This is a genomic window from Arthrobacter sp. PAMC 25486 (assembly GCF_000785535.1).
In the GTDB taxonomy this organism is placed as follows: domain Bacteria; phylum Actinomycetota; class Actinomycetes; order Actinomycetales; family Micrococcaceae; genus Specibacter.
In genome coordinates this window covers 4173131-4198399 of the sequence record NZ_CP007595.1, presented here as the reverse complement: position 1 = coordinate 4198399, position 25269 = coordinate 4173131, and the positions used below count along the sequence as shown (strand labels likewise).

Here is a 25269-nt window from a genome sequence, read left to right as displayed (position 1 = left end):
CCATTGCACTTTGTTCAGGGCATGGCAGTTCAGGGCATGGCAACGGAAGCGAGCGATGCTCTGGCACACTTGTGGCGCTTAGAGCGCTTCAGGCAGTTCCTCGCGGGTGGATATCCCCAGTTTGGCGTAAGCCCGGTAGAGGTGGCCCTCAACGGTGCGCAGGGACAGCGTCAACTTCTGGGCTATTTCCCTGTCCGTCAAGCCTTGTGCTGCAAGCCCCGCGATTTCCCGCTCACGCCTGGTCAGCGCACCGCCGTCGCCGGCACCGGCCATCCCGCTCACGGAGACGCCAGTGGCTGCCAGTTTCCCCAGCCCCTGGCGCGACTTCCGGGCCTGATCCTTTAGTCCAGTCCCGTTGAGCAGGGCTGCCGATTTGGCCAATGCCAGTTTGGCAAACCCCATGACTCCCGCGTGATGGAGAAATTTGCCGGCTTCATTCAAACCCTGACCATCACCGTTGTGCAGCGCAGCCGCATACAAACACATCCCACGAGCCCAGGGACCCTCCACTCCGGCAGCCACTTCTGCCGCCCGGCCGGCGAAACTCTCATCCCCCAGCTCCAGGGCCAGCACCAGGGCATTGAGTTCAACCATGGCCGATTCCGAGTCACGCGCAGCGTCAGCCTGCGCCAAGAGCTCAGCCAGCCCTCCGCCGTCGGGCAGCAATAGCTGGCGCGCGGCCGAAAGATAGGCACGCTCATGGGCCAGCACCACAAACATGCCGGTGCTGTCCACATGTTCGCGCAACAGCGAGGCAGCCAGCTCACGCTGCCCAAGGCGCGCGGCACAATAGGCAGCCATGGCCATGCAATAGCCCAGGAGCTGCTGCGGGTCGCTGCGCTGCAGGGAATCAAGACCGCCGCGCAGAACCTTGAGCGCGTCGGTGAACGCCCCGGTGCGCACCATGGCCATGCCGCGCACCACGCTGGCACCTCCCCCGAAGGTGAATACGATGGGCCCGTCCTCCATGGAAAACTGGTCCATGGCCCCCGTCGCGGCAGACCAGTAGCCGGCACACAGCATCGCGGTCAGGTGGCGCAGCATGATGCTTTCCGGCAGGAAGAAGACATCGGTTTCCTCCGAGTGTTCCAGGGCGAACGCCTCGGCCGCACGCTGCGCCCCCTGCTCCGGGAATCCCTGTGCGGTGAGCCGCTCCGAATCCATGGTCAGCGCAATGGTTCGGTTGAGCCTGTCTGCGGCGGTGGGCAGCCCCTGTTGGGCTGCGAGCAGCGCCGTCAGCTTCGTCATTTCCGCATACCGCCCGGCACGCGAGAGCCCTATCAGCTCCACCATCAAGGCGCTGCTTTGCGAGTACGCGTGGATGGTTTCCGCCTCACCGGGGTCGGCAAGGGCCATCGTCGCCCCGGCTTTCCGCAGGTCCTGCGCATCAGCCATGAGCATCGCGACGGGCATGCCCAGGGCCGACCGGGTGGAGGCCCGCAGCAACGCCCCGAAGATTAGATCGTGCACGTTGGCGGGGTTCTGCGGCAGCTCCAAGAGTGTGAAGGCACCGCGGTAGTCCCCCAGATTGTATTTGGCCCGAGCCTTGACCATCGTGGCACGGAGCTGGAAGTTTGCGCCGTGGATCTCCTGCGCCAGGTGCAGGGAGGTGGTGGATTGGAACAGCTTGCTGGCCAGGATTGCCGCACGCAACAGGGTCGCATCGCTGACCTCGATGCCCACCTCAACCGCCCACAGGACCCGGCGCAACAGCGATTCCTTGTTGCCGCCGTCGTCCGTCAGATCACCGATCAGCTGCTCATGCAGCACCCGGCTCTGGGCCACCGGGACGATCTCCCGAATGACCTGGCCGTAGATGGGGTTCGCCAACACCAGGAGATCGGACGACGGTGACTGGCGGTTGATCAAGGGCCAGTCAAGCAGTTCCTTGATGGCCTTTCCAGAAACGAGGCGCTTGAGGTCAGACTCCGCCAGCGGCTCGGCCAGAGCAACGAGGTTCAGGGCTTCTTGGCCTTCGCGCGTCAGCCCCCGCAGCACACGCGTGACCGCATCCTCCAAACCACGGCCGTGCACGTGGGGTTCAGGCTCGCCCACCCACGTTCCCGCGTCCTTGTTGAGATGGCCCTGTTCCACAGCCTCGTTGATCAGCAGGGACAGGAACAAGGGGTTGCCGGCAGCCGTGGACCAATAGTGCCAGCTGGTGGCGGGGAAGACGGGACCGGCGAGCATTAGTTCACAAAAGGTGTGGCCCTGCTCCTGGCTCAACGGATGCAGGACAAGGTTCTCCGCCATGCCCGTGGACCACAATTTCGGCAACGGATCCGGCATCCTGTGCCGTTTGGAGTGCGACGCCACGATGTTGATGGTTCCGGACATGACCAGGCTGACCAGTAGTTCCGCCGTGCCTTCATCAATGGCGTGCGCATCATCGATCACCACCAGTGGCAGGTCTCCGCTGCCGGTTTCGGCGCCGCCCAGTTCACCCTGGCGGGCATCGATGGCCGCCAGCACCTGGCGCAACACCCCCAACCTGAAGGCTTCCGTGGGCGTGTCCTGCAGATTGAGGTACGGCGTCAGCACGCCAAAAGGGATGCGTGCCAGCGATTGCGAACCGTGCACCGTCAGAACCGGCACATATTCCTTGGCGGCTTCGGCCAGTTTCGCCAAGATTGTGGACGCTCCCAGGCCGCTCTCGGACGTCAGGAAGACTGCCCTGCAATCCTCGGCACGGATGGCAGAAACAATGTCGGCCAGTTCTTCCTCCCGGCAAAACGGCAGTTCCAGCGCATTGGGTCTGCCCCTCACGAATCCCGTCACAGATTAACCCATTTTTCCAGTTCGGTGCGCGAGGTGATGCCCAGCTTTGCGAACACTTGATAGAGATGACCCTCCACGGTTCGCACGGAAACACCGATCTTGCTGGCAATGTCCCGGTTACCCATGCCCCGGATCGCCTGGCGGGCAACTTGCAGCTCCCGCGGCGTCAGCGGCACAGCCCCTGACTCTTGTTCCTTCACATCGGTCCTGTCCATGACGCGCAAGCGGTTCCTGGCTTCGCGTTGCAGCTTCTTGTCTCCGGCGGCCGTGGCAAGTTCCAGCGCAAACTCGTTGGCGTAGCGTTCCAGGTCGTTCAGTTCGAGGGCCTGGGCCTGCGCGGCTGCATCAAGTGCCAGTTGGCTGCCGTCCTTCCCGCCGGCCCGGGCGGCCTGCGCCAGTTGGACGCTGATGCCAGCCAAGGCACCTTGGCAGTTTTGGGCCACTTGTTCCAGACGGTCGTGCAGTTCGGTGGCCCCGCACATGAGCGCAGCACGCAACCCGCTGGCTGCCGGTGCCGCCCGGCCCGCGGCAACGTCCTGTTCCGCCACTGCCACAAGTGTGCCAGCCGCCGCCGGGTCGCCCAGCGAGTGGGCAGCCAAGGCCTGAAAATAGTCCGAGAGTGTCCGGCTGACCCATAGGCCGTGGGGTCCGGATGCCGTCGCCATGTCCAGGTACCGCTGCCCCTGCACCTTGTCGTCCAGGCGCGCAAAGACGCATGCCAGTGCCGAATACACCAGTTCCGAGCTGGTGTAAGTGTTCCTGACTTCGAGCTGGGCCGCGGCAATCAGCAGAATCTCGGCCGCCTGCATGTCCCGCCCGGCAAATGAATACACCACGCCCAGTGCTAGTTCCATGGCTCCGCCGCGATAGTGCAGGGAGTTGTTGGAGTAGTCGATGGCCTGTTGCAGGGCGTTTTCACAGCTGCGCCATTGCCCGCTCCAGACGAAGGCCAGGACGCTCCCGTAAAGGTGCCAGTCCTTCATCCTCAAGACCACGTCGTAGCGTGCGGCCTCTTCCTCAATCGCCTGTGAAAGTGCAATGGCGTCCAGCTCCTGACCCGTGGCGGCCAGGGCCATCGTCAGCAGGCTGGCACTGTTCAAGCGGTAGGACCTGTCGTGGGGATCTTTGCTGGCGATTTTGAGGTCGTGGAGGACCTCCAAGAACTCGCCACGGTTAACATGGACCTCAAACCGGGCCAGGTTATAGAACTTTTCGGCGCTCAGGCGCTCCTCCGCGGACGCCTGCTGGATGCGTGCCTCTGTCCGGGCGAGGATCTGGTGTATGCGGGATTTTGTACCGGGCATCCACACGAGCGCAACGGTCAGGTCCATGGCCCAGGAGGCATAGTCTTCTGCGGAGAGTGCATCCAAAACCGGGACGGCAATAATGTCAAGGACCTCGGCGGCCTTGGCATAGTTGGCCATAAGGTAGTGGGCCCGGCTGCGTTTTTGTGCCGCCTGGACAGCCAGCGGGTGGTCCACCGGAATGTGGCTGGTGCAGGCCAGGGCCAGCTGCGGGTCAAACAACTGCAGCGCCGATTGGGCTGCGGCCAAGGCCACTTCCGGCTCCATGGCCAGACCCGCCTCATTGATCCAGCTGGCAAAAATCAGCAGTTCCTGCGGGCTCAACGCCGCCGCGTCCAACGTTAGAAGATCTGAGAGTTCCTGAAAATAGCCGGCCTTCTGCGAAGACGAAAGCTGGTTGCGGACCGTCTCCCCCACATAAGGTTCGGCAAAGCTGACCGTCTTGCGGCGGTTGGCAGCGATGGCCAGGAAACCGCGCTCTTCCAGGGCAGTGACCGCATCGGCGCCCAAAACCTGGATGGCCAGGGCCAGCGAAACATTCTTCAGCAGTGAGAACTTCTCCAGATTGGTGCGCATTTGTGGTGTTTCACGGGCCAGGCGCGATTCAACAATTTCCAGCAGTGCATCATCGGTCAACTGGTCAAGACGGCCAACTTGAACCCACACGCCGTCGTTGGCGCGCAGAACCCCGCGGTTAAGGTACTCATGGGCAAGTGCCTGCAGGACCAACGGGTTTCCTGCGCTGGCGGCATAGAGTGTCGCCACCACTGATTCGGCAACCGGCCCGTCCAGTGCCTTGGCCAGAAGCTCGCGCACCTCAGCCCTGGAGAACGGTGCCAGCCGCTGCTGTGCCAGCAGGCCGTCCTTGATCATCCAGACGAGGTCTTCGGGAAAGTCCGCTGATGAACGCGCCGCAACCAGCAGTTTGGCTTTGCCGCCCAAAACAAGGTGCATCAGGACGCCCATGCTCAGGGTGTCAATGCCCGGCAGTTCATCCAGCATCAGCACAATGGGCAAGCCATGCGCATCCTGCAAGATTTGGTCAACCAACGCACCCAGAATGGCCGATGGGCTTTCACTTTGGCGGGCATTCAACCTGGCCAGTTGGACCGAAAAAATAGCATAGGGAACCTCAGTTGACTCGCCTGTACCAAAAAGTCTGACGACGTGGGAGGTTTCTTCAAGGCGACGGGCGACATTGCGCGCAAGGGTGGTCTTGCCCACGCCACGCGGGCCCAGAATGACAGCACCGTGGAGCTGCGGGTCAGCAACATACGCCTGGACTATTTCAATGTCCTCTTGACGTACAAGTGAAGACCATTGGCGCCTTTCGCCCGCACCCAGTGCCCTCCGCTGAGACCGCGACTCTTTTTGTGAAGGTCGCTGTGACGCGGCTACTCCCCACACGCTCGCCATACTCGTTCACCCTCTGGGTCACGAATTCATCCGCGTGATCTGAGCATCAATTCATACGGCCGTGACTTAGGCCGATTCTAACAGCCCCTGTGAGGCAAACCACAGACAAAGTTAAATGGGTGTCCTACCGGAATTTTGCCTGGGCCGCCAGCAGCCCATCGGTGACAAGGAGTTCCACAGCATCGGCCGCATTGTCGATGAGGAATGGCAGGGCCTTGTTCTCTGTGCTGGAGAAATCGCGCAGCACATGGCTGGCCGCGTCGGCCCGTCCCGGAGGCCGCCCGACTCCTGCCCGCACCCTGTAATAATCTTTGGTGCCCAGGGTTTTGGAGATGTCACGCAATCCATTGTGGCCGCCTTCGCCGCCACCAAGCTTGAGCTTGACGGTGTCAAAAGGGATCTCAATCTCGTCATGCACGGCGATGACATTCGCGGCGGGGAGGTTGTAGAACTTGGCGAGTGCCGCCGTCGGGCCGCCATTGAGGTTCATGAAAACTGTGGGTTTGGCCAGGATCAGCTTGTGCCCGCCCACCGCCAAACGGCCCGTAGCCACGAGCGCCTTTGCTTTGTGGGTCTTGAAAGTGGCGCCGAGGCGGGAGGCAAGTTCCTCAACCACCATGTAGCCAATATTGTGCCTGTTACGGCTGTAGCCGGGCCCGGGATTCCCGAGCCCGACTACAAGCCAAGTATCACTCATGCGTGTGATTACTCAGCAGCTGCTTCAGTTTCAGCTTCGGCGACAACAACAGGCTCGGCGAAGTGAACGATCAGCAGGTCAGCTTCGTTGACCAGCTCGACGCCGGCAGGCAGAACGAGATCTCCGGCGAGGACGTGCTGGCCAGCGGCCAGGCCCTCGATGTTGACCTCGATGCGTGCAGGCAGGTGGGTTGCGTCGGCGGAGAGGCTGACAACAACTTCTTCCTGGTTGACAACGGTGGCCGGTGCAGGCTCGCCCACGAGAACAACGGGAACGTCAACAATGACCTTCTCGCCCTTCTTCACGGTCAAGAGGTCGATGTGCTCGACGATCTGCAGAACGGGGTCGCGCTGGATGTCCTTCACCAGGGCGAGGTGCTCTTCGCCGTCGATGGTGATGGTCAGCAGTGCGTTGGCTGCGCGGATGGCGCGAACCGTTGCGCGCTCAGGCAGAACCAAGTGCAGGGGGGCTGCGCCGTGGCCGTAGATGACGGCGGGGATCTGGGCTGCACGGCGGATGCGGCGTGCCGCGCCCTTGCCGAATTCGTTGCGTGTTTCGCCGATGAGGTTCAAATCAGACATGAAAAAGCTCCTTCATACTTTGTGGTGGGCGTGGACTAAACAGGTCAACACAATCCATCAAAGATTCAGGAGCTGTGGGACCCAGTCGATCACGGACACTTTTGCAAGCGTCCCTCGCCAAGGTTTACTGGACAAGCTTAGCAGAGAGACGGGCACCGAACGGACGCCTGGCTTCCGGGCTTCGGGGTGCAGGGCAGGGTCCGAGCAGGGTCGGGTCCGAGCAGGGGCGCCGTGGCCCGCGCGCAGATGCCCCACTCGTCCTGACTTCAGCGCATGAGCACCTATACGCGGAAGCGGGCTCAAGTGATGCGTATGCGTGCGCAACCGGACGCGCCTAAAACACCAACGGCCGTGTCCCGATGAGGGGACGCGGCCGTCTGGCAGAAAAAGTTAGGGGCTACGCGTCGCCGTCGAACAAGCTCGTAACGGAGCCGTCCTCGAAGACTTCCTTGATGGCGCGGGCCAACAACGGAGCGATGGAAAGCACCGTGAGGGTCTCGAAGCGCTTCTCTTCCGGGATGGGCAGCGTGTTGGTGACAACCACTTCGCGGGCACCGCAGTTGGCGAGGCGCTCGGCAGCCGGATCCGAGAAGATGGCGTGGGTGGCGGCGATGATGACATCCTTGGCACCGGCATCCTTGAGGACCTTGACGGCGCCGGCGATGGTTCCGCCGGTGTCGATCATGTCATCGATCAGGACACAGGTGCGGCCCTTTACCTGGCCGACAACAGTCTTGGAGACGGCCTGGTTGGGCACGGTCAAATCGCGTGACTTGTGGACGAACGCGAGAGGCGCCCCACCCAAACGCTCGGCCCACTGCTCGGCCACGCGCACGCGGCCGGTGTCGGGGGAAACGACAGTGACGTCGTCGTCCCCCACGCTCTTGCGGATATGGTCAGCCAGCAGCGGGATGGCAAAAAGGTGGTCGACGGGGCCGTCGAAGAAGCCCTGGATCTGCGCCGTGTGCAGGTCAACGCTCATGATGCGGTCGGCGCCGGCCGTCTTGTACAGGTCGGCAACCAGGCGGGCTGAGATCGGCTCGCGGCCGCGTCCCTTCTTGTCCTGGCGTGAGTACGGGTAGAACGGGGCAACGACGGTGATGACGCTGGCGGAGGCGCGCTTCATGGAATCGACCATGATGAGCTGTTCCATGAGCCAGTTGTTCAACGGTGCCGGGTGGGCCTGGATGATGAAGACTTCCTTGCCACGCACGCTCTCCCCGGAACGGACGTAGATCTCACCGTTGGCAAAGTCGTAAGCCGACATTGGCAGCAGTTCCGTGCCCAAACATTGCGCCACTTCCTCGGCCAGCTCGGGGTGGGCGCGGCCGGTTGCCAGCACCAGTTTCCTGTCGACGTTACGGCTTAGTTCGCTCATGGGTTCGCTTTCTCGCAATGGTGGGGTCGGTGAGAAGTTTTAGTTGGCGCCGTTGCCGGCGGCGGTGGCCGCTTCGGCGGAGATGCTGCCGGGGCGGTGCTCGGCAGTCCAGCCCTCGGAGTTGCGCTGCGGGGCGACGCTCATGGTGAGCGCGCCGGCCGGCACATCCTTGCGGACAATGGCGCCGGCGGCGGTGAAGGCACCGTCCCCCACGGAAACCGGGGCCACGAACACGGTATTGGAGCCTGTGCGCACGCCCGATCCAATGACGGTGCGGTGCTTGTTCACGCCATCGAAGTTGGCCGTGATGTTGCCGCAGCCGATGTTGGTGTCCTCACCAATCTCAGCATCGCCGGCATAGCCAAGGTGGCTCAGTTTGGAGCCGCGCCCGATGGTGACGTTCTTTGTTTCGTAGAACGCGCCGATCTTGCCGTCCGCACCCAGCACCGTGCCGGGGCGCAGGTAGGTGAAGGGGCCAACGTGGGCGCCCGCGCCGATGATGGCACCGGAACCGTGGGTGCGGCTCACTTCGGCACCTTCGCCGATCTGCACATCGGTCAGCGTTGAATCGGGACCAACGACGGCGTCACGCGCCACAGTTGTTGTTCCGTGCAGCTGGGTGCCGGGCAGGATGGTGACGTCCTCGGCGAGTTCCACTGTGGAGTCGATCCAGGTGGTGGCGGGGTCGATGATGGACACGCCGGCGCGCATCCAGCCTTCAACGATGCGGCGGTTGTGTTCGGTGCCGAGCGCGGCAAGCTGCACGCGGTCGTTGGCGCCTTCCACCTGCCAGCGGTCGGTGGTGGAGACCGCGGCGACCCGGCCGCCGTCGTTCCTGGCCAGGGAAAGAACATCGGTGAGGTACATCTCACCCTGGTTGTTGTCTGTGGTGACACTTTGCAGCGCGGTGCGCAGGACGGCGGCGTCGAAGGCGTAGATGCCGGAGTTGATCTCACGGATTTTACGCTCGGCGTCGGTGGCGTCCTTGTGCTCACGAATGCCCAGGACGGTGCCGTCGGTGGCATCGCGGAGGATGCGCCCGTACCCGGCGGCGTCGTCCAGAACGGCTGTCAGCACGGTGACGGCGTTGGCGTCCCTGTCATGCGTGGCGACGAGCTCGGCGAGCAGTTCGGTGGTGAGCAGCGGGACATCGCCGTAGGTGACAACCACTGTGCCATCGAGCGGGGCCTGTGCGTCGAGTGTCTGCAGGGCCTGCTGGACTGCGCGGCCGGTGCCGGGGACCTCATCCTGGTCGACAATGTGCGCGGTTTCATCGAGTGCGGTGATGTGTGCAGCGACGAGATCACGCTCATGCCTGACAACAACAGCCAGCGTGGCCGGGGCGAGACCCTTGGCCGCTGCCATCGCATGGCCAACCATGGATATGCCACCAATGGTGTGCAAGATCTTGGGTGTGCGTGATTTCATCCGGGTTCCCGCGCCGGCGGCGAGAACAATCACTGCTGCCGGGTTGGTGGTGGGGATGTCTTGGGGGCTCACTAAGTGGCACTCCTACCCGGACACAAGTCCGTTTTCAAACGTACGCAATGGGAAACTATTCCATGGTACCTGCTCGGCGCAGGTGCCCGAACTTTTGCCAAATGGTTCCGCCCACAGGATTCGAACCTGTACTCCACAGCTCCAAAGGCTGGGGTGCTGCCGTTACACCAGGGCGGACCATGCGCCACTTGCTCTCGCGAGAAGCTCACGAGAATATAGTGTGCCACGGCCATGGCATATTTCGCGAGTTGAGAGCCATCGTGGCTGTGATATTTATGCCTGGCAGTGGCAAAGCTCACAGCGCAACGTGTGGCCCCACTGCGGCGTCACCGCATTTCAAACCTCATGCTTTGAGCGTATCCGTGCCAGAGCCTGGTCCACCCACCCCACCATGATCTCCGGTTGGTACATGGCGACGGCCGCAGGAATCCTCAGCCGTCACATCCCCGCCAACACATACATGGTGTCCTTGTGCAGGTCTTTCCTCCATTGTTTGGCGTCGTTGTGGTACTTATTGCTGTCGATTTCCAGGCCCAGAATCCCGTCGACCACGACATCCATGTGCCCGGCATGGATGATGAAGGCCTGGCCCTGCACGTTGTGGCCCGTCTGCGCAGGTGGTAGCGGCTGCAGGTTTCAGCAATGGACATGGACTGTGGGTCAATCCGTTCCACAATGGCGCGCCCGCCGGTGTCTTCCCGTCCAATGAAGGTCTTGCGGAGATGGTTGATGGAGCATTTTTCGTTGACGACGGCCGATTCCAAGATGGCCAGCGCTTCAACCTCGGTGCCGCAACGGACGCATTGCCGGAGAATATCCGTTAGTGTTTGACCACCCTTGACCCGGTGAACCACGCACCCGGGCACCGGCCGCCCATGGGCCACGGCAACATGCAGCTGTTTCGGCTCCTCCAATACCCACAGCCCAAGTTCAGCCGCCTTACTCAGGCAGGTACGCCTGGCTTGCTGGGCGGCCAGGAAGGCGGCCTCGGCAGAAATTTGTGGCACGGCGTATACACCTCGAGCACAGCGCTGAATCAACCCGCCCGCAACGGCCTCTCGGATCTGTCGGCTGGAAAATCCGCAGATCAGGAGGGCTTTTGACGGGCCGTCCCACCCAGGGATGCGATGACCGCTTCAATGGACTGCTTAACGGGGCTTCTGCGGGGGCTCATGGCACCATGGTTGGCCAAAAACACGGCCAGCGGCAGCCCCGGCGTCGTAATTGTGGGTGGCGGGGAGCGGGGCCCGGGCTGTGGAGGAATGATCCAGCAACTTCTGACCCAATCTGCGCTGAACTGGACTCGGGTGTGCCGCACAACAGTGCCAGGCGGCACACCCAGTGTGAGTGCTACGCAGATTGGGACGGGCAGCTCAGAACATAGCTTTGGCAGGGGACGCCACAGCCTGTGCTCATTGATATTGTCTTGCAATATTCACCTGGTCGTCATTAAATATATCCATGGCGATCCGTGGGTCTGAAAGCGCGGACAAACACGGCATCACGCACTCGGACGCTTTGTAGGCGATTCAAAACTACGTCTACCGCGTGCAGCACTTCGATGAACCGCGGGCGGGCTCCAGCACTCGCCCCGATCCCTTCATCGGCACAAGCGCAGACCGGTCAACGATGCTGGAAGTCATGGTCGTGATCACGCCACCTGCCGACATTCTGGTCTTCCATGTTATGAAAGCACGCCAGAAGCACCTAGATTTCGCCCGAGAAAGGTCAGAGGAATGACACCGAATAACAGCCTCCCGAACGATGAGCTGACGGAATCTGCCCAAGCAGATGCCATCCGACTCGCCGAGTGGGCCGAATCTGATTTCTCCATGGCCCCCGAGTCAGTGATCACCCATTCCCCCTCCCCTGGCGCCGGACAATCCCTGTTGGAAGCCGCGCTCGGATCGTCAGCGGCAGTCAAACGCGCGGTGGGAAAACCATCACTGAGCAAATCCGGCACCTCTCCGTCCAGGTCCATCAGGCTTCCCAAAGAACTTGATGCACAACTAGTAGCCCTCAGTGCCAGGGAAAACCGCAAACCCAGTGATGTTGTTCGAGCCGCCTTGGTGGAATATCTCGCCAAAGTCAGCCACTAACGCTCACACCATGGCACCACGTACACTCATGCGCATTATTCCGACACCCGGAATAATGTGCATGAGTTCGCAACATGCCGTCGCCACACGGCATATCAGGGCAAACCAGGATCAGCAAAGGCCAGGGGCTACTCGAGCACCTCGGAGGCTCCGAGCCATTCAAGTTCCAGGCCCTCGCGCTCGGTGGCGAGCTTGGCCAGCTTGGCTTGAAGCTCACCCAGCACGTCGTAGTTGCCCACGTTCTCAGTCATCTGGGCGTGGATCTTGGCGTCGGCGGCAGAGTTCTTGCCGAGCTGGCGCTCGAGGCGGTTCAGCACCTTGCGGGCGTCGCGCTTCTGCGCCTCCGTGGGTCCGGACGGCGCAGCAGCAGCGGACGGGGACGAAGCGGACGGGCCAACCCCAGCCCCGGCACGCAGCTCCAGGTACTGGTCCACGCCGCCGGGCAGACCGCGCAGCTGGCCGTCGCCGAGCAACGCCATCTGGTGGTCAGTGACGCGCTCCAGCAGGTACCTATCGTGCGAGACCACAACGAGCGTGCCAGGCCAGCCGTCCAGTACATCCTCCACGGCGGCCAGCGTGTCGGTGTCGAGATCGTTGGTGGGCTCATCGAGCATGAGCACGTTCGGCTCGCCCACCAGCAGGCGCAGCAGCTGCAGACGCCGGCGCTCACCACCGGAAAGGTCCTTCACCATGGTCCACTGCTTGTCCTTCGTGAAGCCCAGCTGCTCCACGAGCTGCCCGGCCGTCATGTCCTTGCCGCCCACGTCAAAGGAGCGCTTCTCCCGCTCAATCACCTCGATCACGCGCATGTCCAGGACGTCGTCCAGCTCCCGGACCTCCTGCGTCAGGACCGCAGTGCGCACGGTCTTGCCGGTCTTGACCTTGCCGGAGGACGGCTGGACCTCACCGTTGAGCAGGCGCAACAGCGTGGTCTTGCCCGCACCATTGACGCCGACCAGGCCGAGCCGCTCCCCCGGGGCCAGGCGCAGCGTGATGTTGTTGAAAAGTTCCTTGGCGTTCTCGCCCTCGCCATACGTCAGGGAAACGTTTTCCAAATCCAGCACATCCTTGCCCAGGCGGGCCGTGGCCATCTTGGACAGGGCCACGGTGTCGCGGGGCTCGGGGACGTCGGCGATGATCGCGTTGGCGGCCTCGATGCGGAACTTCGGCTTCGCCGTACGAGCCGGGGCGCCGCGGCGCAGCCACGCCAGCTCCTTCTTGACCAACTGAACGCGCTTGGACTCCATCACGTTCGCCGTCCGGTCACGCTCTGCGCGGGCCAAAACATAGGCGGCGTAACCGCCGTCGAACGGGTCAATGATGCCGTCATGAACTTCCCAGGTCCGGTTGCAGACCTCGTCAAGGAACCAGCGGTCGTGGGTGACCACGAGGAAGGCGCCCTCGTTGGCACGCCAGCGTTCCTGCAGGTGCTTGGCCAGCCAGGCGACACCCTCCACGTCAAGGTGGTTGGTGGGCTCATCGAGCATGATGACATCGTCATCGCCGATCAGCAGCTTGGCCAGGGCCACACGGCGCTTCTGCCCGCCGGAGAGCGCGTGGATGTTGGCGTGCCAGTCGACCTCGCCGACCAGGGCGCCCATGATTTCGCGGATCTTGGGGTTGGAGGCCCACTCGTGGTCGGCGGACTCCCCCACAATCGCGAAACCCACGGTGTGGTCGCCGTCGAGCACGTCCGACTGGTCCAGGTAGCCCACATGGACGCCGCCGCGCACGGTGACGCGGCCGGAGTCGGCGGTTTGGCGCCCTGACAGCAGGCGCATCAGCGTGGACTTGCCGTCGCCGTTGCGCCCCACAATGCCAATGCGGTCCCCCTCGTCAAGGCCGACACTGACGCCGTCAAGCACGGTTCGGGTGGCGAAGGCAATGCTTAGATTTTCCCCGCCCAGCAGATGAGCCACGTGGTACCACTTTCTAAAAGATGTTGCGAATGAATTATTGAATGATTGCTGCCCCGTGCACGGGGCCTTCCACTGCCCAGGCCTCATGCCCGGCGTCGGTCAGGGCCGCGGCAAGCTGCCGCGCATGGTCCTCGTCGGCAGCCAGAAATGCCAGCGTTGGGCCCGAGCCGGACACCAGCGATGCTAGCGCCCCCAGCTCCGTTCCCTTGGCGAGCACGGGCGTCAGCGACGGGGCCAGCGACAGCGCCGCAGCCTGCAAATCGTTATGCAGCCAGGGCGCCAGCGCCTGCGGATCCGAGGCGCGCAACGCTGTCAGCACACCGGCCTCAACCTGTACCGGCTCCTCGGCGACAATCCCGGCGTCGGCGCGCAGCGTGTCCAGCGCGCCGTATACGAGCGGCGTCGACAGGCCGAAGTCCGCCGGCACCAGGACCCAGTGCAGTGGTGTGGGGGCCAGCGCCGCTGTGAGCTCATCACCAATGCCAAGTCCGACGGCGGCACCCCCCAACAGTGCGAAGGGCACGTCTGCACCAAGTTCAGCACCCAGCTGGGAGAGCTCCTCCCGGGACAGTCCGGTGTGCCACAGCGCATCGCAGGCCACAAGCGTTGCCGCAGCGTCTGCCGAGCCACCGCCCATGCCGCCGGCGATCGGCACATGTTTGGTGATCTCAATGTGGACGCCGCTGGGGTTCTCGGCAATCTCAGCCACGAGCAGGGCCGCCTTGACGGCGAGGTTGCTTGTGTCGAGCGGTATGCCGGCAAGCGCTTGGGGCGACAGGGAACTGCCTGGGCCGATGCTGACCGTGATAGCCGTTGCGGGAGTGCCGGGACGTGCCGTAACAGCGACTTCCTCGTAACGCGACACCGCCAAATACGTGCTGGCCACGGCGTGGTAGCCGTCCGCACGCAACGGCCCGGCCTGGAAGAAGGCGTTGATCTTGCCCGGTGCCCGCACTTTCACGCAGCGCGGGGCGGACGTCCAGAGCTGATCACTGAACAAACCCTCCGCCATGCCGCTGCCGTTCCCCGTCACATGATCCATGTCAGGCCGTCAATGGAATCTTGGCTTCGGCAATCCGGGCAAAGGCTGCCACATCAATGACTTCACCGCGGGCGCTGGGATCCACCCCTGCCAGGCGCAAGTACGTCTCGGCCTGGGCTGCCCCGCCTGCCCACCCGGCCAGTGCCGCGCGGAGCGTCTTGCGGCGCTGGGCAAAGGCTGCATCGATGACGGCAAAAACTTCTTGGCGCGAGGCCCTCGTTACCGGCGGTTCGTGCCGAGTGAAGCCGACAAGCCCCGAGTTGATTTTCGGTGCCGGCCAAAACACGTTCATGCCAATGACGCCGGCCTTGCGCATCTGTGAATACCAGGCGCCCTTGACCGACGGCACGCCGTACGTCTTGGAACCGGGCCCGGCAACCATCCGATCGGCCACCTCGTCCTGGACCATGACCAGGCCGTGCTGCAGCGACGGGAAGTGTTCCAATAGGTGCAGCACTACGGGCACGGCCACGTTGTACGGCAGGTTGGCCACGAGCGCTGTGGGAACGGCCGGCAATTCCGTGACACGCATGGCATCGGAAAGTACGACGTCGATGTTGTTCACCAAGGCGGGGCGGAACGCGGCAATCGTCTCGGGGAGCTTCGCAGCCAGGACGGGGTCAATTTCAACGGCGACCACGTGCTTGGCGGCGTCGAGCAGGCCAAGTGTCAGGGAGCCGAGCCCAGGGCCGACTTCCAGCACCGTTTCGCCAGGGTCAATGTTGGCCGCTGCCACGATGCGGCGGATGGTGTTGCCGTCAATGACAAAGTTTTGTCCCAGTGTTTTGGTGGGACGCACACCGATTTCCTCCGCAAGACGGCGGATTTCGGTGGCACCCAGCAGTGGCTGGGTGGCGGGGCTCTGTTCGGGGCTAGTCACGCAACAATGGTATCCGCTAACCACCGGTCCATGTCGCTGGGCTGTTCTCCACTGGTCATTCGGTGCGCGGTGTGCGAATCCTTTGGGCACGAAACGTGGGTGTTTGTTCCGCGGACCCACCGGAGTTGCCCAAACGATGAGGGACTTGCTGCCTGCCGAGACCTGGAGCGTAGAAAGCGGCCCACGGCGGCGCATCGGGAGAGACTCGGGAGCGAGCGAACATCGGGAGGGACTCGGAACCTGCATCGACTTCTGACCTTAGTGTTGAGATGTGTGTCTACAAACGCGCATCTCAACGCCGTCAGAACTCGACGACAGCAGGTTGGAACGTGCTGCGGCGTTGGGAAAAAGACCCCAGAAGGTGCTGCGGCGTTGGTAGTCGAGGTTGGGAGTAGGGGTTGGTGGTAGGGGTTGGTGGTGGGAGCAGAAACGCCCCCGCAGCAACAATGCGGGGGCGTTTCTGGATCTCAATGCTCACTCAGTAGTGCTTAGCCGGCACAGCCCCACGGGCTCAGGCCGCGCTGGGCGTAGACACGGTTGGCGATGTCGATCTGCTGCGCCTTCGTGGCCAGGCTGGCGTTGGGGGCGTATTCGCCGCCGCCGGAACCGAGCCATGTCTGGATGTCGAACTGCAGGCCGCCGTAGTAGCCGTTGCCGGTGTTGATGGCCCAGTTGCCCGTTGATTCACACTGGGCGATGCCATCCCACATGGCCTCATTGGACATGGCGGGGGCAGCACCGGAGTTCGCAGCGGCCGCGGCGGGCTCGGGAGCCGGAGCGGGCTCGGGGGCCGGGCGGTCCTTGCCACCCACAGCAATCTTGGCCGCAACCGGGGCCTTGATGACGGCGGAGCCGGTCTCGCTGCGGCTAACTTCCACACCGTCCTCAACAACGGTGCCGAAGGTGGTTTCAAGAGTTCCGGGAACGCCTTCGCTGACGACCTTCCGCTCGTCCTTGAAGAGGTTTCCATCAACGCTCTGCACGGTCTCGAACGGCACGTCCTGCGTCTCCGTGGCGGTGCCGTTGACGACGCGGACCACGGTGATCACCATGTTCTCGACCACATCGGCTGTGACGGGGGTGGAGATCCGGTCGGTGGCTGAGAGTTTCAGGCCCTCCTGGCTCAGCACGTCAGAGACGGTTACTGCCGTGGTGGTGGCCTGGTCCTTCTTGCCGTCGGCCACCAGTGTCACCTTTTTGGGGGTGATGATGGTGATGTCGCTGGAATTGGCCAGCAGCGTGCTGGCGGGTGCTGAAATTCTGGCGTTCGCGGCGATGCCCAATTGGCTGATCAAACCGCTGATGTTGTTGGAGGTGGTGGTGACCGTGCGTGCGGCACCATCCAGGCTCACTGTGATGTCTTTGGAGGTGTTGACGGTGATGATTTCGCCGTCTTTTACCTGGGTGTCCAGGGCTGGTGAGACGTGATCTGCACCCTTGACGGTGACATCTGCACGCTTGAGGACGCTGGCCACATTGCCACCGTAGGCGCTCACGCTGCTGCTGTGACCGTCGACCACAAGGGTCAATGACTTGCTTGACGTAACAAAACTCATCAGGCCTGCAACGAGTGCCAAGAGCACGGCAACCTGGCAGGCAAGCTTCAAATAACTGAATTTGCCATCAACTGTAAGGAATGAAAACACGGGTTCCCGTAACTACTAGAGCACCCGGGCACGGAGAAGTGAGGAACAACAATGGCGCATGTTTTTGGCCGCAGAAGTACCAGGGCAAAAATACTCACATTGTTCTTACGAACGGTTGTGCAGGACCCAATTTGAACGGTGGGACTTGCAGCATTAATTCCGTTGGCCTTCCCCGACCACGGCTAATAGTTTCCCAGCGTAACCTAAACGTGACCTTGGGGACAAGGCTTTATTTGTCAAAAGTGAGCAGTGCAACATTTTCAATCGCGCCAGGAGCCGTACACTGCCTGCGTGTTGTCGGACAAAAGCTGGCACATTTCGGCCAGGTCCTTTTCCCTCACATTCGCCATGGCCGCCACCGTATAAGGCAGCATGTAGCTGGCATTTGGCTTGCCCCTGAACGGGTGGGGAGTCAGGAACGGCGCATCGGTTTCAGCCAGAATCAGGGCAGGGTCCGCCACGGCCAGTGCCTCGCGCAAATTGTTGGCGTTCTTAAACGTCACGGTGCCGGCAAAGGACATGTACCAGCCGTTGTCGTTGCAGATTTGGGCCAATTCCACATCACCGGAGAAGCAGTGGAACACCAGTCGCTGCGGCGCACCCACCTCCGCCAGGATCTCCAGCACGTCCTGGTGGGCGTCGCGGCAGTGGATCTGCAGGGCCAGGCCCCGGCTTTTCGCTATCTCCAGGTGACTGCGGAAGGAGTGGTGCTGGGCTGCCAGCCCGTCCTCACCGGTGCGGAAGTAGTCCAGCCCGGTCTCGCCAATGGCACGAATCCGCGGGTGGGCGGCCATCGCGTCAATCTCCGCCAGGGCATCCTCCAATTCACCGGCGGCAGCCAGTTCGGGGGCGTCGTTCGGGTGGATGGCCACAGCCCCCAGCACGCGGGGATCGGCATCCACCGCAGCAACGGTGAAACGGGAGGAGGGCAGGTCGCAACCGACCTGGACGGCGCCCGCCACACCAACGGCTTCTGCCGCATCCAGCGCAGCTTTCAGCTCAACCGGCGAGTCGCCAAAATCAAAGTGCGTGTGGTTGTCATACACCGGGACCGGAAGGGAAACCGGCGCCGGCGCGAAGGCACCTGGGCGAGCTCCGCCGTCGGGCTGCAGGGAATCGGGACGGTACGGGAACGGAACTTCTTGGCTGTACATGGCTTTTTACCTTACCGGTTCCGTAATTTCCCTGCGTCAATGACCCCAAACATGCGCCAGGCAGGTAGCGTAGATCACAGTAATCCACGCCCGCGTGGGCCGGTAAATTTTGCGAAAGGTGGGGCATGCACCCCCGAGAGACATTGCTGGCCGACGGTGTGCTGAAACCGCAGGCGCCGGGTTTTCGGCCGCGCTCCGCACAACCCGTGCCCGAAACCACAGGTGAGGTCATGAGCCCGGAGAGTTTTGGCGCACTCACCCAACGCATCATGGCCGTCATGAACACTGTTATTGACGGCAAGGAAGAGGCCGTGAGGCTGGCGTTGACGGTGCTGCTGGCCGGCGGGCACCTGCTGTTGGAGGATGTTCCCGGGGTGGGCAAAACCCTGCTGGCCAAGACCCTGGCACGCACCCTGGACTGTTCGGTCAACAGGATCCAGTTCACCCCAGACCTGCTGCCCAGCGACATCACCGGCGTCTCCATTTTCAACCAGTCGTCGCAGTCCTTTGAGTTCCGGCCCGGCGCCATTTTTGCCAACATCGTCATTGGCGACGAGATCAACAGGGCGTCGGCCAAGACGCAGTCGGCCCTGCTGGAATCCATGGCGGAGCACCAGGTCAGCGTCGACGGAACCACGTACACCCTGCACGCACCGTTCATGGTGGTGGCCACCCAAAACCCGATTGAGATGGCCGGCACCTACCCGCTGCCGGAGGCCCAGCGCGACCGTTTCATGGCGCGCATTTCGCTCGGCTACCCCGATGCAGATGCTGAACTGGCCATGCTGGAATCACACCAGTCCATCAACCCGCTGGACGCGGTGCGCCCCGTCGCAACGGTGGAGCAGGTGAGGGCCATGATCGACACCGTCGCCGCCATCCATGTGGCCCCGGCCGTGCGCGCCTACATTGTGGCGTTGGGGCAGGCCACCAGAAACAGCCCGGATTTGCGCCTCGGCGCCAGCCCCCGGGCGCTCCTGCAGCTCTTGCGGGCGGCCAAGGCGGCCGCAGCACTGGCCGGGCGTGGCTTTGTGCTCCCGGATGACATCCGCGAGCTGGCCGAACCCGTGTTCGCCCACAGGCTGCTGGTGGAACGCAGCGCCGCCAGCCGGGGCGCCACGGCGCCGAGCATCGTTGCGGAGCTGCTGGCCGACGTCGCGGTTCCCGGCCAGCCGGACGGGCGCGCCGGAAAGGCCGCTCGGAGCCGGTAGCAACGCCATGTTCGCCTTCCGACCCTTCCGCCCCCGGGGCTGGCTCGTGCTGGCCTGCGGTGTTATTGCCTTCCTGTTGGCCTGGCTGCTGGGCCGCCGCGACCTGCTCACGGTAGCCATGTTCTGCTTCGCCCTGCTGGCCGCCGCGTATGGCGCCCTGCACCTGTTCAAGACCGGGTTCACGCTCAAGCGCACCATCTCCCCCGCCCTCGGCCACGTTGGCAAGCCGCTCGAGGTGACCCTTGAAGTGCACGGTCGCAATCCCGGCGGGACGCAGAGCCGGCTCGTGGAGGAGCTGCCGTTCAGCTTCCGCGCCGCCCCCGTCTTCAGCCACCCCAACCCCGTCGCACCGCGGAGCCTGCGCAGCGATTACCACTACACGCTGCACCCCGCCCATCGCGGCGTGTTCACGGTTGGCCCGCTGCGGGGCAGTTTTGGCGACCCCTTTGGTGTGGCGTTCCTGCAGCGGGGAATGGACGACGGCGACCACCTCACCATTGCCCCTGCCGCCGTGGACCTGCCCGCCATTTCGCTCACCGACGGCCGGGGCAGGGACGGCACGCACAGCACACGCGAACTGGCCCAGGCCCGCCAGGACGATGTCATGACCCGCGAATACCGTTATGGCGATCCGTTGCGCCGGGTGCACTGGCCCGTCACCGCCCGGCAGGGAAAGCTCATGGTGCGGGCGGAGGAATCGGTGGCCACACCGGAGGCCGCCTTGTTCCTTGACAGGCGCCATCTGGCGTTCGGCGACCCCGGCCGGAGCATGGAACGGTTTCAGATTGCCGGGCGCAGCACGGTCGGCCTGCCCGATCTGGTGACCACACCGGCCTTTGAAACAGCCATCGTTGCCGCCGTCTCCATCGCCACCCACCTGTTGGAGCTGGACTACACCCTGCACATCCTCGACCACCGCGGCGAGCCCGCCTTCCTCAGTTCCGCCTCCGCCGTTGACCCGGCTTGCGAGGAGTTCTCCGGTCCCCACGGCATGTTCGACGTTGCCGCCGGCCTGGCCGCGCTGGAACTGGCCGGACCCGCCGACGCGACTCTGCCCGCCGCACTGGCACAAAAGCTGCATGGCGGCGAGCGCCAGGGGCCGCTGCTCGCCGTCGTCGGTTTGCTGAGCGAGGCCGAGGCGTTCCTCCTCGCCGGCAGCTCCGAAACCACGCACGCCCACGGGGCCTACGCCCTCCTGCTCTGCCAGGACCCCGCCCAGGCCGCACCGGCGCTGCTGATCCTGCGCCGCGCCGGCTGGCGTGCCACGGCCATGACACCCAACACGGCCCTGCTCGACGCCTGGATCGCCCTGGACGAATTCGCCGCAACGGGAGGGACGCTGCCGTGAGCCGTGTGCTGCACACCCCCGCTCCCCCCGGCCCCACGCACGACGGCGCAGGGCCGGCACCGCGCCGCTCGCCGCGCAGGATTTTGGGCACCCCAGTGACGGGGCCTGCCCGGTGGGTCCTGGCCGTTGCCATCTTTGCCGCCGTCATGGTCACGTCCATGGGCCTGGGCGGGGTGATCCGGGACATGCGCTGGTTGGTGCAGGCCGCCGTCGTGGTTGGCGGGACGCTGCTGGTCCCTGCCCTCATGCGGCGCCATCCGGCGCTGGGCCCCTTCGCCCCGCTCGGAGCGCTGGCGGGCTGGTTCATGGCGCTGACGTTCGTATACTTCCCCGGCACGGCGATCCTGGGCGTCTTTCCCACACTCACCACCGTGTCCCAGGCGCTGGACCTTGCCTCCCACGCCTCAACGGTCATCACCTCGAACGTGGCACCGGTGCCGTCGCACGTGTCCATGCATTTTCTGCTCAGCGCGGGGCTGGGCTTTGCCGCGCTGCTGATCGACACCCTGGCCATCACGGTGGCCATGCCCGCCGCCAGTTCGCTGGGGCTCGTGCTGATCCTGCTCCCGGGCGCCCTGACCACCAGCACCGGGATCTCCGGCTCCTCCTTTGTGGCGGCCGCGGCAGGCTTCCTGCTGATCCTGGGCTGTGCCCGCTGGTACGCGCCCGACGGCAAACTGCGCACAGACACGCCCAAAGTAGCCAGCGGGGTGCTGGGCAAGGCAGCGGCACTGGGGGCCGCCGTCGTGCTTCTGATGACACTGGCCACCCAGGCCATGCCCGGCTTCACGCAGGGGCTGTATCCGCAGGGCGCCCATCTTTACGGCACCGGCAGTGGTGGTTCGCTGGATCCGATGCTGTCCCTGGGCGATGACCTGCGCGGACAATCCAGCCGGGTGTCCCTGCGGTACCGCACCACCGCGACCGAGGCGCCGTATATGCGCCTGACCACGCTGGAGAATTTCAGCGGCAAAATCTGGGAGCCCTCGCCGCTGCCGGACGGCCTGGACTCGTCCCTGAGCGGCCTGGCCCCGGCGGCGGGTCCGTCGCCGTCCCTGCCGCGCGCCACGATCGAGACCAGGATCAGCGTTCCCGGCGTCGGCGATGAGTGGCTGCCCGCGCCGCTGTCGGTCACCTCCGTGCAGCAGCTGCCCGGCACGTGGCTCTGGAACCCCTCCACCGAAACCATCAAGTCCCAAAACAGCACCACGGCCGGGCGAAGCTACCTGGTGAGCAGCGAGATGCCCGTGCTGACGCCGCAGATCCTGGCCAATGCCACCGCGCCGCCGCGGGCAGATTTGGATCCCGTGTTTTCGCAGCTGCCCAAGGATGTGCCGGACATCGTTGCCAGCACGGCGGACTCCGTCACCGCCGCTGCACCCTCACCGTACGGCAAGGCCATGGCGATCCAGGACTACCTGCGTTCCGACGAGTTCAGCTACAGCCTCAGCACCCCCGTGGTTGAGGGGTACGACGGCTCGGGCATGGGCGTGCTAGCCGACTTCCTGGAACAAAAGAGCGGCTATTGCGTGCACTTCTCGGCCGCCATGGCCGTCATGGCGCGGGAGGTTGGCATCCCTTCACGCATTGCCGTGGGCTATACCGCAGGCAGCAAGGATTCCTCGCTCGATGAGACCGGAGCCGACGGCGTTGTGTGGCGCGGCTATGAGGTCACCGGCCGCGACGCCCATGCCTGGCCCGAACTGTACTTTGAGGGCCTGGGCTGGGTGCCCTTCGAACCAACCCCGTCCCGCGGCTTCATCCCCGACTATGCGCAGGACGATGCCGCCCCCGCACCAGCACCGGAGGCCAATCCCACCGGCGCCAACCAGGGCGCATCCACGGCCGCGACGACCGCCCCGGCCACAACAGCTGGCGCAGCTTCGGGAGCCGATCCCGGTGAAATCAACGCGGCCCGCTGGCTGGCGGGGACAGGGTGGGTGCTCCTGGCACTGTTTGTGCTGGCGATCCCGGCCGTGGTCCGCTGGTCCCTCCGACAGCGCCGGCTGGCACAGGTGCGCACACCCGGCCCGGGCGTCTTCCCTGCCGTGGTTGCGTGGCGTGAGGTCTTGGCCACGGCCGTCGACCACGGCTACGTTGTGGACCCGGCGCTGACCCCGGCCCTGCAGGCAGCGGCCATTGCCGGATTCCTGGGCACCACGTCGCCCCCCGGGCTGGAGCTCGTGCTGCACTCCTATGAACGCAGTGTCTACGGGGGCGCGCCGGCCTGGGCCCCGGCTTCAGCTTCGACTTCGGCCAGACCCGGGCGCGGGGCCGGGGCCGGTCTCGAAGCCGGGGCCGGGAATGGTTCCGGTTCCGGTTCCGGTTCCGGTTCCGGTTCCGAAGGGCTGGATGCGTCGGAAGAACTGGAGAAGCTGGCCGAATTGGAGGAACTGGCGGAGTTGGAAGAGCTGGCCGAGGCCGTGGAACACCTGGTGGCCCGTTTCCAATCATCAGCCCCACCGTGGCGGCGGCTGCGTGCAACGGTTGCTCCGGCGTCGTTGTTGCCGACATCCTCCCACAAGTCGAGCCTGTGAGAGACCCGCTGGCCAGGCCCGAACACCCTCCGCCGGGCCTGGTGAAACCCTGGTGCCCGTTCTCGATTGCGCGTCGGCGGATTCGAGACTGCAGAAAAGGCGATACAGGATTCCAAACTGCAGCTATGGCGATGATTTCGGCTAAATCATCGCCATAGCTGCAGTCTCGATCGGCGGGGCGCGTCGAAACCTGGATCTCGACAAGATCGACCAGCGGCGAGGGTGAAGCAGTTACGGGGCGGGGAAGCCGATGTACTGGGTGTACTGGTATTCCTCGATGCCCTCAAGGCTGCCCTCGCGGCCCAGGCCGGACTGCTTGACGCCGCCAAACGGCGCGGCGGCGTTGGAGATGACGCCGGCGTTCAGGCCCATCATGCCGGTTTCGATGCGGTTGGCCATGCGCAGGCCGCGGTTGTGGTCTTTCGTGAAGACGTAGGCGACCAGGCCGTATTCGGTGTCGTTGGCCAGGGCTACTGCCTCGTCCTCATTCTTGAACGTGACGATCGGGGCCACCGGGCCGAAGATCTCCTCGGCCAGGATGCGGGCACCGGGCTCCACGCCCGCCAGGACGGTGGGCTGGTAGAAGTAGCCCGCGCCTTCGGCGTGGGCGCCGCCGGTGATGGCGGTGGCACCGTCGGCCACTGCGTCGGAGACGAGCGAGTGGACCTTGTCGCGGCTCTTGGCATCGATCAGTGGGCCAACCGTGGTGTCCGGGTCGGTGCCGCGGCCCAGCGTCATGGCGGCCATCTTGGCGGCGAACTTCGTGGCGAATTCACCGGCCACGGATTCGTGCACGAGGAAGCGGTTGGCTGCTGTGCAGGCCTCACCCATGTTGCGCAGCTTGGCGGCCATGGCACCGTCGACGGCGGCGTCAAGGTCGGCGTCTTCGAAGACCAGGAACGGGGCATTGCCGCCCAGTTCCATGGAGGTGCGCAGGACGTTGGTGGAGGCGTCGGCCAGGAGACGCTTGCCCACCGGGGTGGATCCGGTGAAGGAGAGCTTGCGCAGGCGGCTGTCCTGGATCAGCGGACCGGTGACGCCGCCGGCGTCGGAGGTGGAGACGACGTTCAGCACGCCGGCGGGCAGGCCGGCCTCGATGAGGACCTGGGCGAAGAGGTGGCTGGTCAGCGGGGTCAGGTTGGCGGGCTTCAAAACCATGGTGCAGCCTGCGGCGATGGCCGGGGCGATCTTCCGGGTGGCCATGGCAAGTGGGAAGTTCCACGGGGTGATCAGCAGGCACGGGCCCACCGGCTTCTTCTGGACCAGGATCTGCTGGGTGCCTTCGGGGTTGGACGAGTAGCGCCCGAAGGAGCGTGAGGTTTCCTCGGAGAACCAGCGCAGGAACTCGGCGCCGTATTTGACCTCGCCCATGGCTTCGGCCAGCGGCTTGCCCATTTCAAGGGTCATGAGCAGGGCAAAGTCGTCGGCGCGGGCCATGACCAGGTCAAAGGCACGGCGCAGAATCTCGGCACGTTCACGGGGAGCCGTTGCGGCCCACCCGTCTTGGGCGGCCACAGCGGCGTCCAGGGCGTCGGCACCATCTTGGGCTCCGGCGTCGGCCACTTCCAGCAGCACCTTTCCGGTGGCGGGATCCTCCACGGAGAAGGTCTGCCCGGAGGCGGCCGGCCGCCACTCACCGTTGATGAGCAGCCCGGTGGGGATGCTGGCCAGCAAGGCAATTTCGCGTTCGTTGACGTCCATGGCAGCGCTCACGGTCATGATGACTCCTCATATCGGGTGCCGCAGTGCAAGGCTGGCGGCGCAGGGTGTGTTCCTGTT

General features: G+C 64.2%; 19 protein-coding genes and 1 tRNA gene. 6 read left to right on the top strand and 14 right to left on the bottom strand.

Features of this window, described 5'->3' with window-relative positions; genetic code table 11:
- Window positions 1-78: 78 nt before the first annotated feature.
- Both art_RS18950 and art_RS18945 read right to left on the bottom strand, forming a co-directional pair.
- A complete protein-coding gene (locus art_RS18950; protein WP_157875361.1) occupies window positions 79-2766 on the bottom strand; it encodes a LuxR family transcriptional regulator in 2688 nt (895 codons plus the stop codon).
- 8 nt (window positions 2767-2774) lie between these two features.
- Entirely contained in the window at window positions 2775-5306 is a 2532-nt protein-coding gene (locus art_RS18945) for a LuxR family transcriptional regulator (RefSeq protein ID WP_162182075.1), read from the bottom strand.
- Here art_RS18945 and art_RS22570 point away from each other — a divergent pair.
- The gene (locus art_RS22570; RefSeq protein WP_162182012.1) at window positions 5250-5396 is read left to right on the top strand and encodes a hypothetical protein; all 147 of its coding nucleotides are present in this window, start codon (window positions 5250-5252) and stop codon (window positions 5394-5396) included. The genes art_RS18945 and art_RS22570 overlap by 57 nt on opposite strands.
- A gap of 226 nt (window positions 5397-5622) precedes the next feature.
- Here the strand turns inward: art_RS22570 and pth are convergent, their stop codons facing one another.
- The 6 genes from pth to art_RS22415 all read right to left on the bottom strand — a co-directional run bounded on the left by pth (window position 5623) and on the right by art_RS22415 (window position 10251).
- Complete coding sequence (pth, locus tag art_RS18940; RefSeq protein ID WP_038467381.1) at window positions 5623-6195, bottom strand: aminoacyl-tRNA hydrolase; 573 nt, start codon at window positions 6193-6195, stop codon at window positions 5623-5625.
- 8 nt (window positions 6196-6203) lie between these two features.
- Complete coding sequence (locus tag art_RS18935) at window positions 6204-6776, bottom strand: 50S ribosomal protein L25/general stress protein Ctc (RefSeq protein WP_052136781.1); 573 nt, start codon at window positions 6774-6776, stop codon at window positions 6204-6206.
- Window positions 6777-7173: 397 nt separating this feature from the next.
- Window positions 7174-8154, bottom strand: coding sequence for a ribose-phosphate diphosphokinase (locus tag art_RS18930; RefSeq protein ID WP_038467378.1), 981 nt, complete (start codon window positions 8152-8154; stop codon window positions 7174-7176).
- A gap of 39 nt (window positions 8155-8193) precedes the next feature.
- Window positions 8194-9654, bottom strand: a complete 1461-nt coding sequence (glmU, locus tag art_RS18925) for a bifunctional UDP-N-acetylglucosamine diphosphorylase/glucosamine-1-phosphate N-acetyltransferase GlmU (RefSeq protein WP_082000436.1) — start codon at window positions 9652-9654, stop codon at window positions 8194-8196.
- A gap of 102 nt (window positions 9655-9756) precedes the next feature.
- Window positions 9757-9831: transfer RNA gene (locus tag art_RS18920), tRNA-Gln, on the bottom strand.
- A gap of 261 nt (window positions 9832-10092) precedes the next feature.
- A complete protein-coding gene (locus art_RS22415; RefSeq protein ID WP_157875360.1) occupies window positions 10093-10251 on the bottom strand; it encodes a hypothetical protein in 159 nt (52 codons plus the stop codon).
- 20 nt (window positions 10252-10271) lie between these two features.
- Here art_RS22415 and art_RS22565 point away from each other — a divergent pair, with 20 nt between their 5' ends.
- Together art_RS22565 and art_RS18910 are read left to right on the top strand one after the other, a co-directional pair.
- Entirely contained in the window at window positions 10272-10478 is a 207-nt protein-coding gene (locus tag art_RS22565; RefSeq protein WP_162182074.1) for a hypothetical protein, read from the top strand.
- Window positions 10479-11390: 912 nt separating this feature from the next.
- On the top strand, window positions 11391-11753 hold the full coding sequence (locus art_RS18910; RefSeq protein ID WP_038467373.1) for a hypothetical protein: 363 nt from the start codon (window positions 11391-11393) through the stop codon (window positions 11751-11753).
- Window positions 11754-11881: 128 nt separating this feature from the next.
- Here art_RS18910 and art_RS18905 read toward each other — a convergent pair whose 3' ends face one another.
- The 5 genes from art_RS18905 to art_RS18885 all read right to left on the bottom strand — a co-directional run bounded on the left by art_RS18905 (window position 11882) and on the right by art_RS18885 (window position 18394).
- Window positions 11882-13672 (bottom strand): ABC-F family ATP-binding cassette domain-containing protein, encoded by a 1791-nt coding sequence (locus art_RS18905; protein WP_038467371.1) that lies wholly within the window; start codon window positions 13670-13672, stop codon window positions 11882-11884.
- Between the two features lie 34 nt (window positions 13673-13706).
- Window positions 13707-14684 (bottom strand): 4-(cytidine 5'-diphospho)-2-C-methyl-D-erythritol kinase, encoded by a 978-nt coding sequence (locus tag art_RS18900; RefSeq protein WP_052137021.1) that lies wholly within the window; start codon window positions 14682-14684, stop codon window positions 13707-13709.
- A 31-nt stretch (window positions 14685-14715) separates the two neighbouring features.
- Window positions 14716-15594, bottom strand: coding sequence for a 16S rRNA (adenine(1518)-N(6)/adenine(1519)-N(6))-dimethyltransferase RsmA (rsmA, locus tag art_RS18895; protein WP_038467369.1), 879 nt, complete (start codon window positions 15592-15594; stop codon window positions 14716-14718).
- A 488-nt stretch (window positions 15595-16082) separates the two neighbouring features.
- Window positions 16083-17201: a transglycosylase family protein gene (locus art_RS18890; RefSeq protein ID WP_367643748.1), complete on the bottom strand. Its 1119-nt coding sequence runs from the start codon at window positions 17199-17201 to the stop codon at window positions 16083-16085.
- A 299-nt stretch (window positions 17202-17500) separates the two neighbouring features.
- Window positions 17501-18394 (bottom strand): TatD family hydrolase, encoded by an 894-nt coding sequence (locus art_RS18885; RefSeq protein WP_038467365.1) that lies wholly within the window; start codon window positions 18392-18394, stop codon window positions 17501-17503.
- Window positions 18395-18519: 125 nt separating this feature from the next.
- Between art_RS18885 and art_RS18880 the strand changes: the two genes are divergently transcribed.
- The 3 genes from art_RS18880 to art_RS18870 are packed head-to-tail and all read left to right on the top strand — an operon-like array spanning window position 18520 to window position 23490.
- Window positions 18520-19605, top strand: coding sequence for a MoxR family ATPase (locus art_RS18880; protein WP_082000435.1), 1086 nt, complete (start codon window positions 18520-18522; stop codon window positions 19603-19605).
- Window positions 19606-19612: 7 nt separating this feature from the next.
- Complete coding sequence (locus art_RS18875) at window positions 19613-20953, top strand: DUF58 domain-containing protein (protein WP_038467363.1); 1341 nt, start codon at window positions 19613-19615, stop codon at window positions 20951-20953.
- Window positions 20950-23490, top strand: a complete 2541-nt coding sequence (locus art_RS18870) for a DUF3488 and transglutaminase-like domain-containing protein (RefSeq protein WP_157875359.1) — start codon at window positions 20950-20952, stop codon at window positions 23488-23490. The genes art_RS18875 and art_RS18870 overlap by 4 nt, the downstream gene beginning before the upstream one ends.
- Before the next feature lie 231 nt (window positions 23491-23721).
- Here art_RS18870 and art_RS18865 read toward each other — a convergent pair whose 3' ends face one another.
- Entirely contained in the window at window positions 23722-25209 is a 1488-nt protein-coding gene (locus tag art_RS18865; protein ID WP_038467361.1) for an NAD-dependent succinate-semialdehyde dehydrogenase, read from the bottom strand.
- Between the last annotated feature and the right edge of the window lie 60 nt (window positions 25210-25269).

Excerpts from the sequence above, each read along its gene's own strand:
- pth (WP_038467381.1), bottom strand. The coding sequence starts at position 6,195 with ATGAGTGATACTTGGCTTGTAGTCGGGCTCGGGAATCCCGGGCCCGGC.
- art_RS18935 (WP_052136781.1), bottom strand. The coding sequence starts at position 6,776 with ATGTCTGATTTGAACCTCATCGGCGAAACACGCAACGAATTCGGCAAG.
- art_RS18930 (WP_038467378.1), bottom strand. The coding sequence starts at position 8,154 with ATGAGCGAACTAAGCCGTAACGTCGACAGGAAACTGGTGCTGGCAACC.
- art_RS18910 (WP_038467373.1), top strand. The coding sequence starts at position 11,391 with ATGACACCGAATAACAGCCTCCCGAACGATGAGCTGACGGAATCTGCC.
- art_RS18900 (WP_052137021.1), bottom strand. The coding sequence starts at position 14,684 with ATGGCGGAGGGTTTGTTCAGTGATCAGCTCTGGACGTCCGCCCCGCGC.
- art_RS18885 (WP_038467365.1), bottom strand. The coding sequence starts at position 18,394 with ATGTACAGCCAAGAAGTTCCGTTCCCGTACCGTCCCGATTCCCTGCAG.
- art_RS18880 (WP_082000435.1), top strand. The coding sequence starts at position 18,520 with ATGCACCCCCGAGAGACATTGCTGGCCGACGGTGTGCTGAAACCGCAG.
- art_RS18875 (WP_038467363.1), top strand. The coding sequence starts at position 19,613 with ATGTTCGCCTTCCGACCCTTCCGCCCCCGGGGCTGGCTCGTGCTGGCC.
- art_RS18865 (WP_038467361.1), bottom strand. The coding sequence starts at position 25,209 with ATGACCGTGAGCGCTGCCATGGACGTCAACGAACGCGAAATTGCCTTG.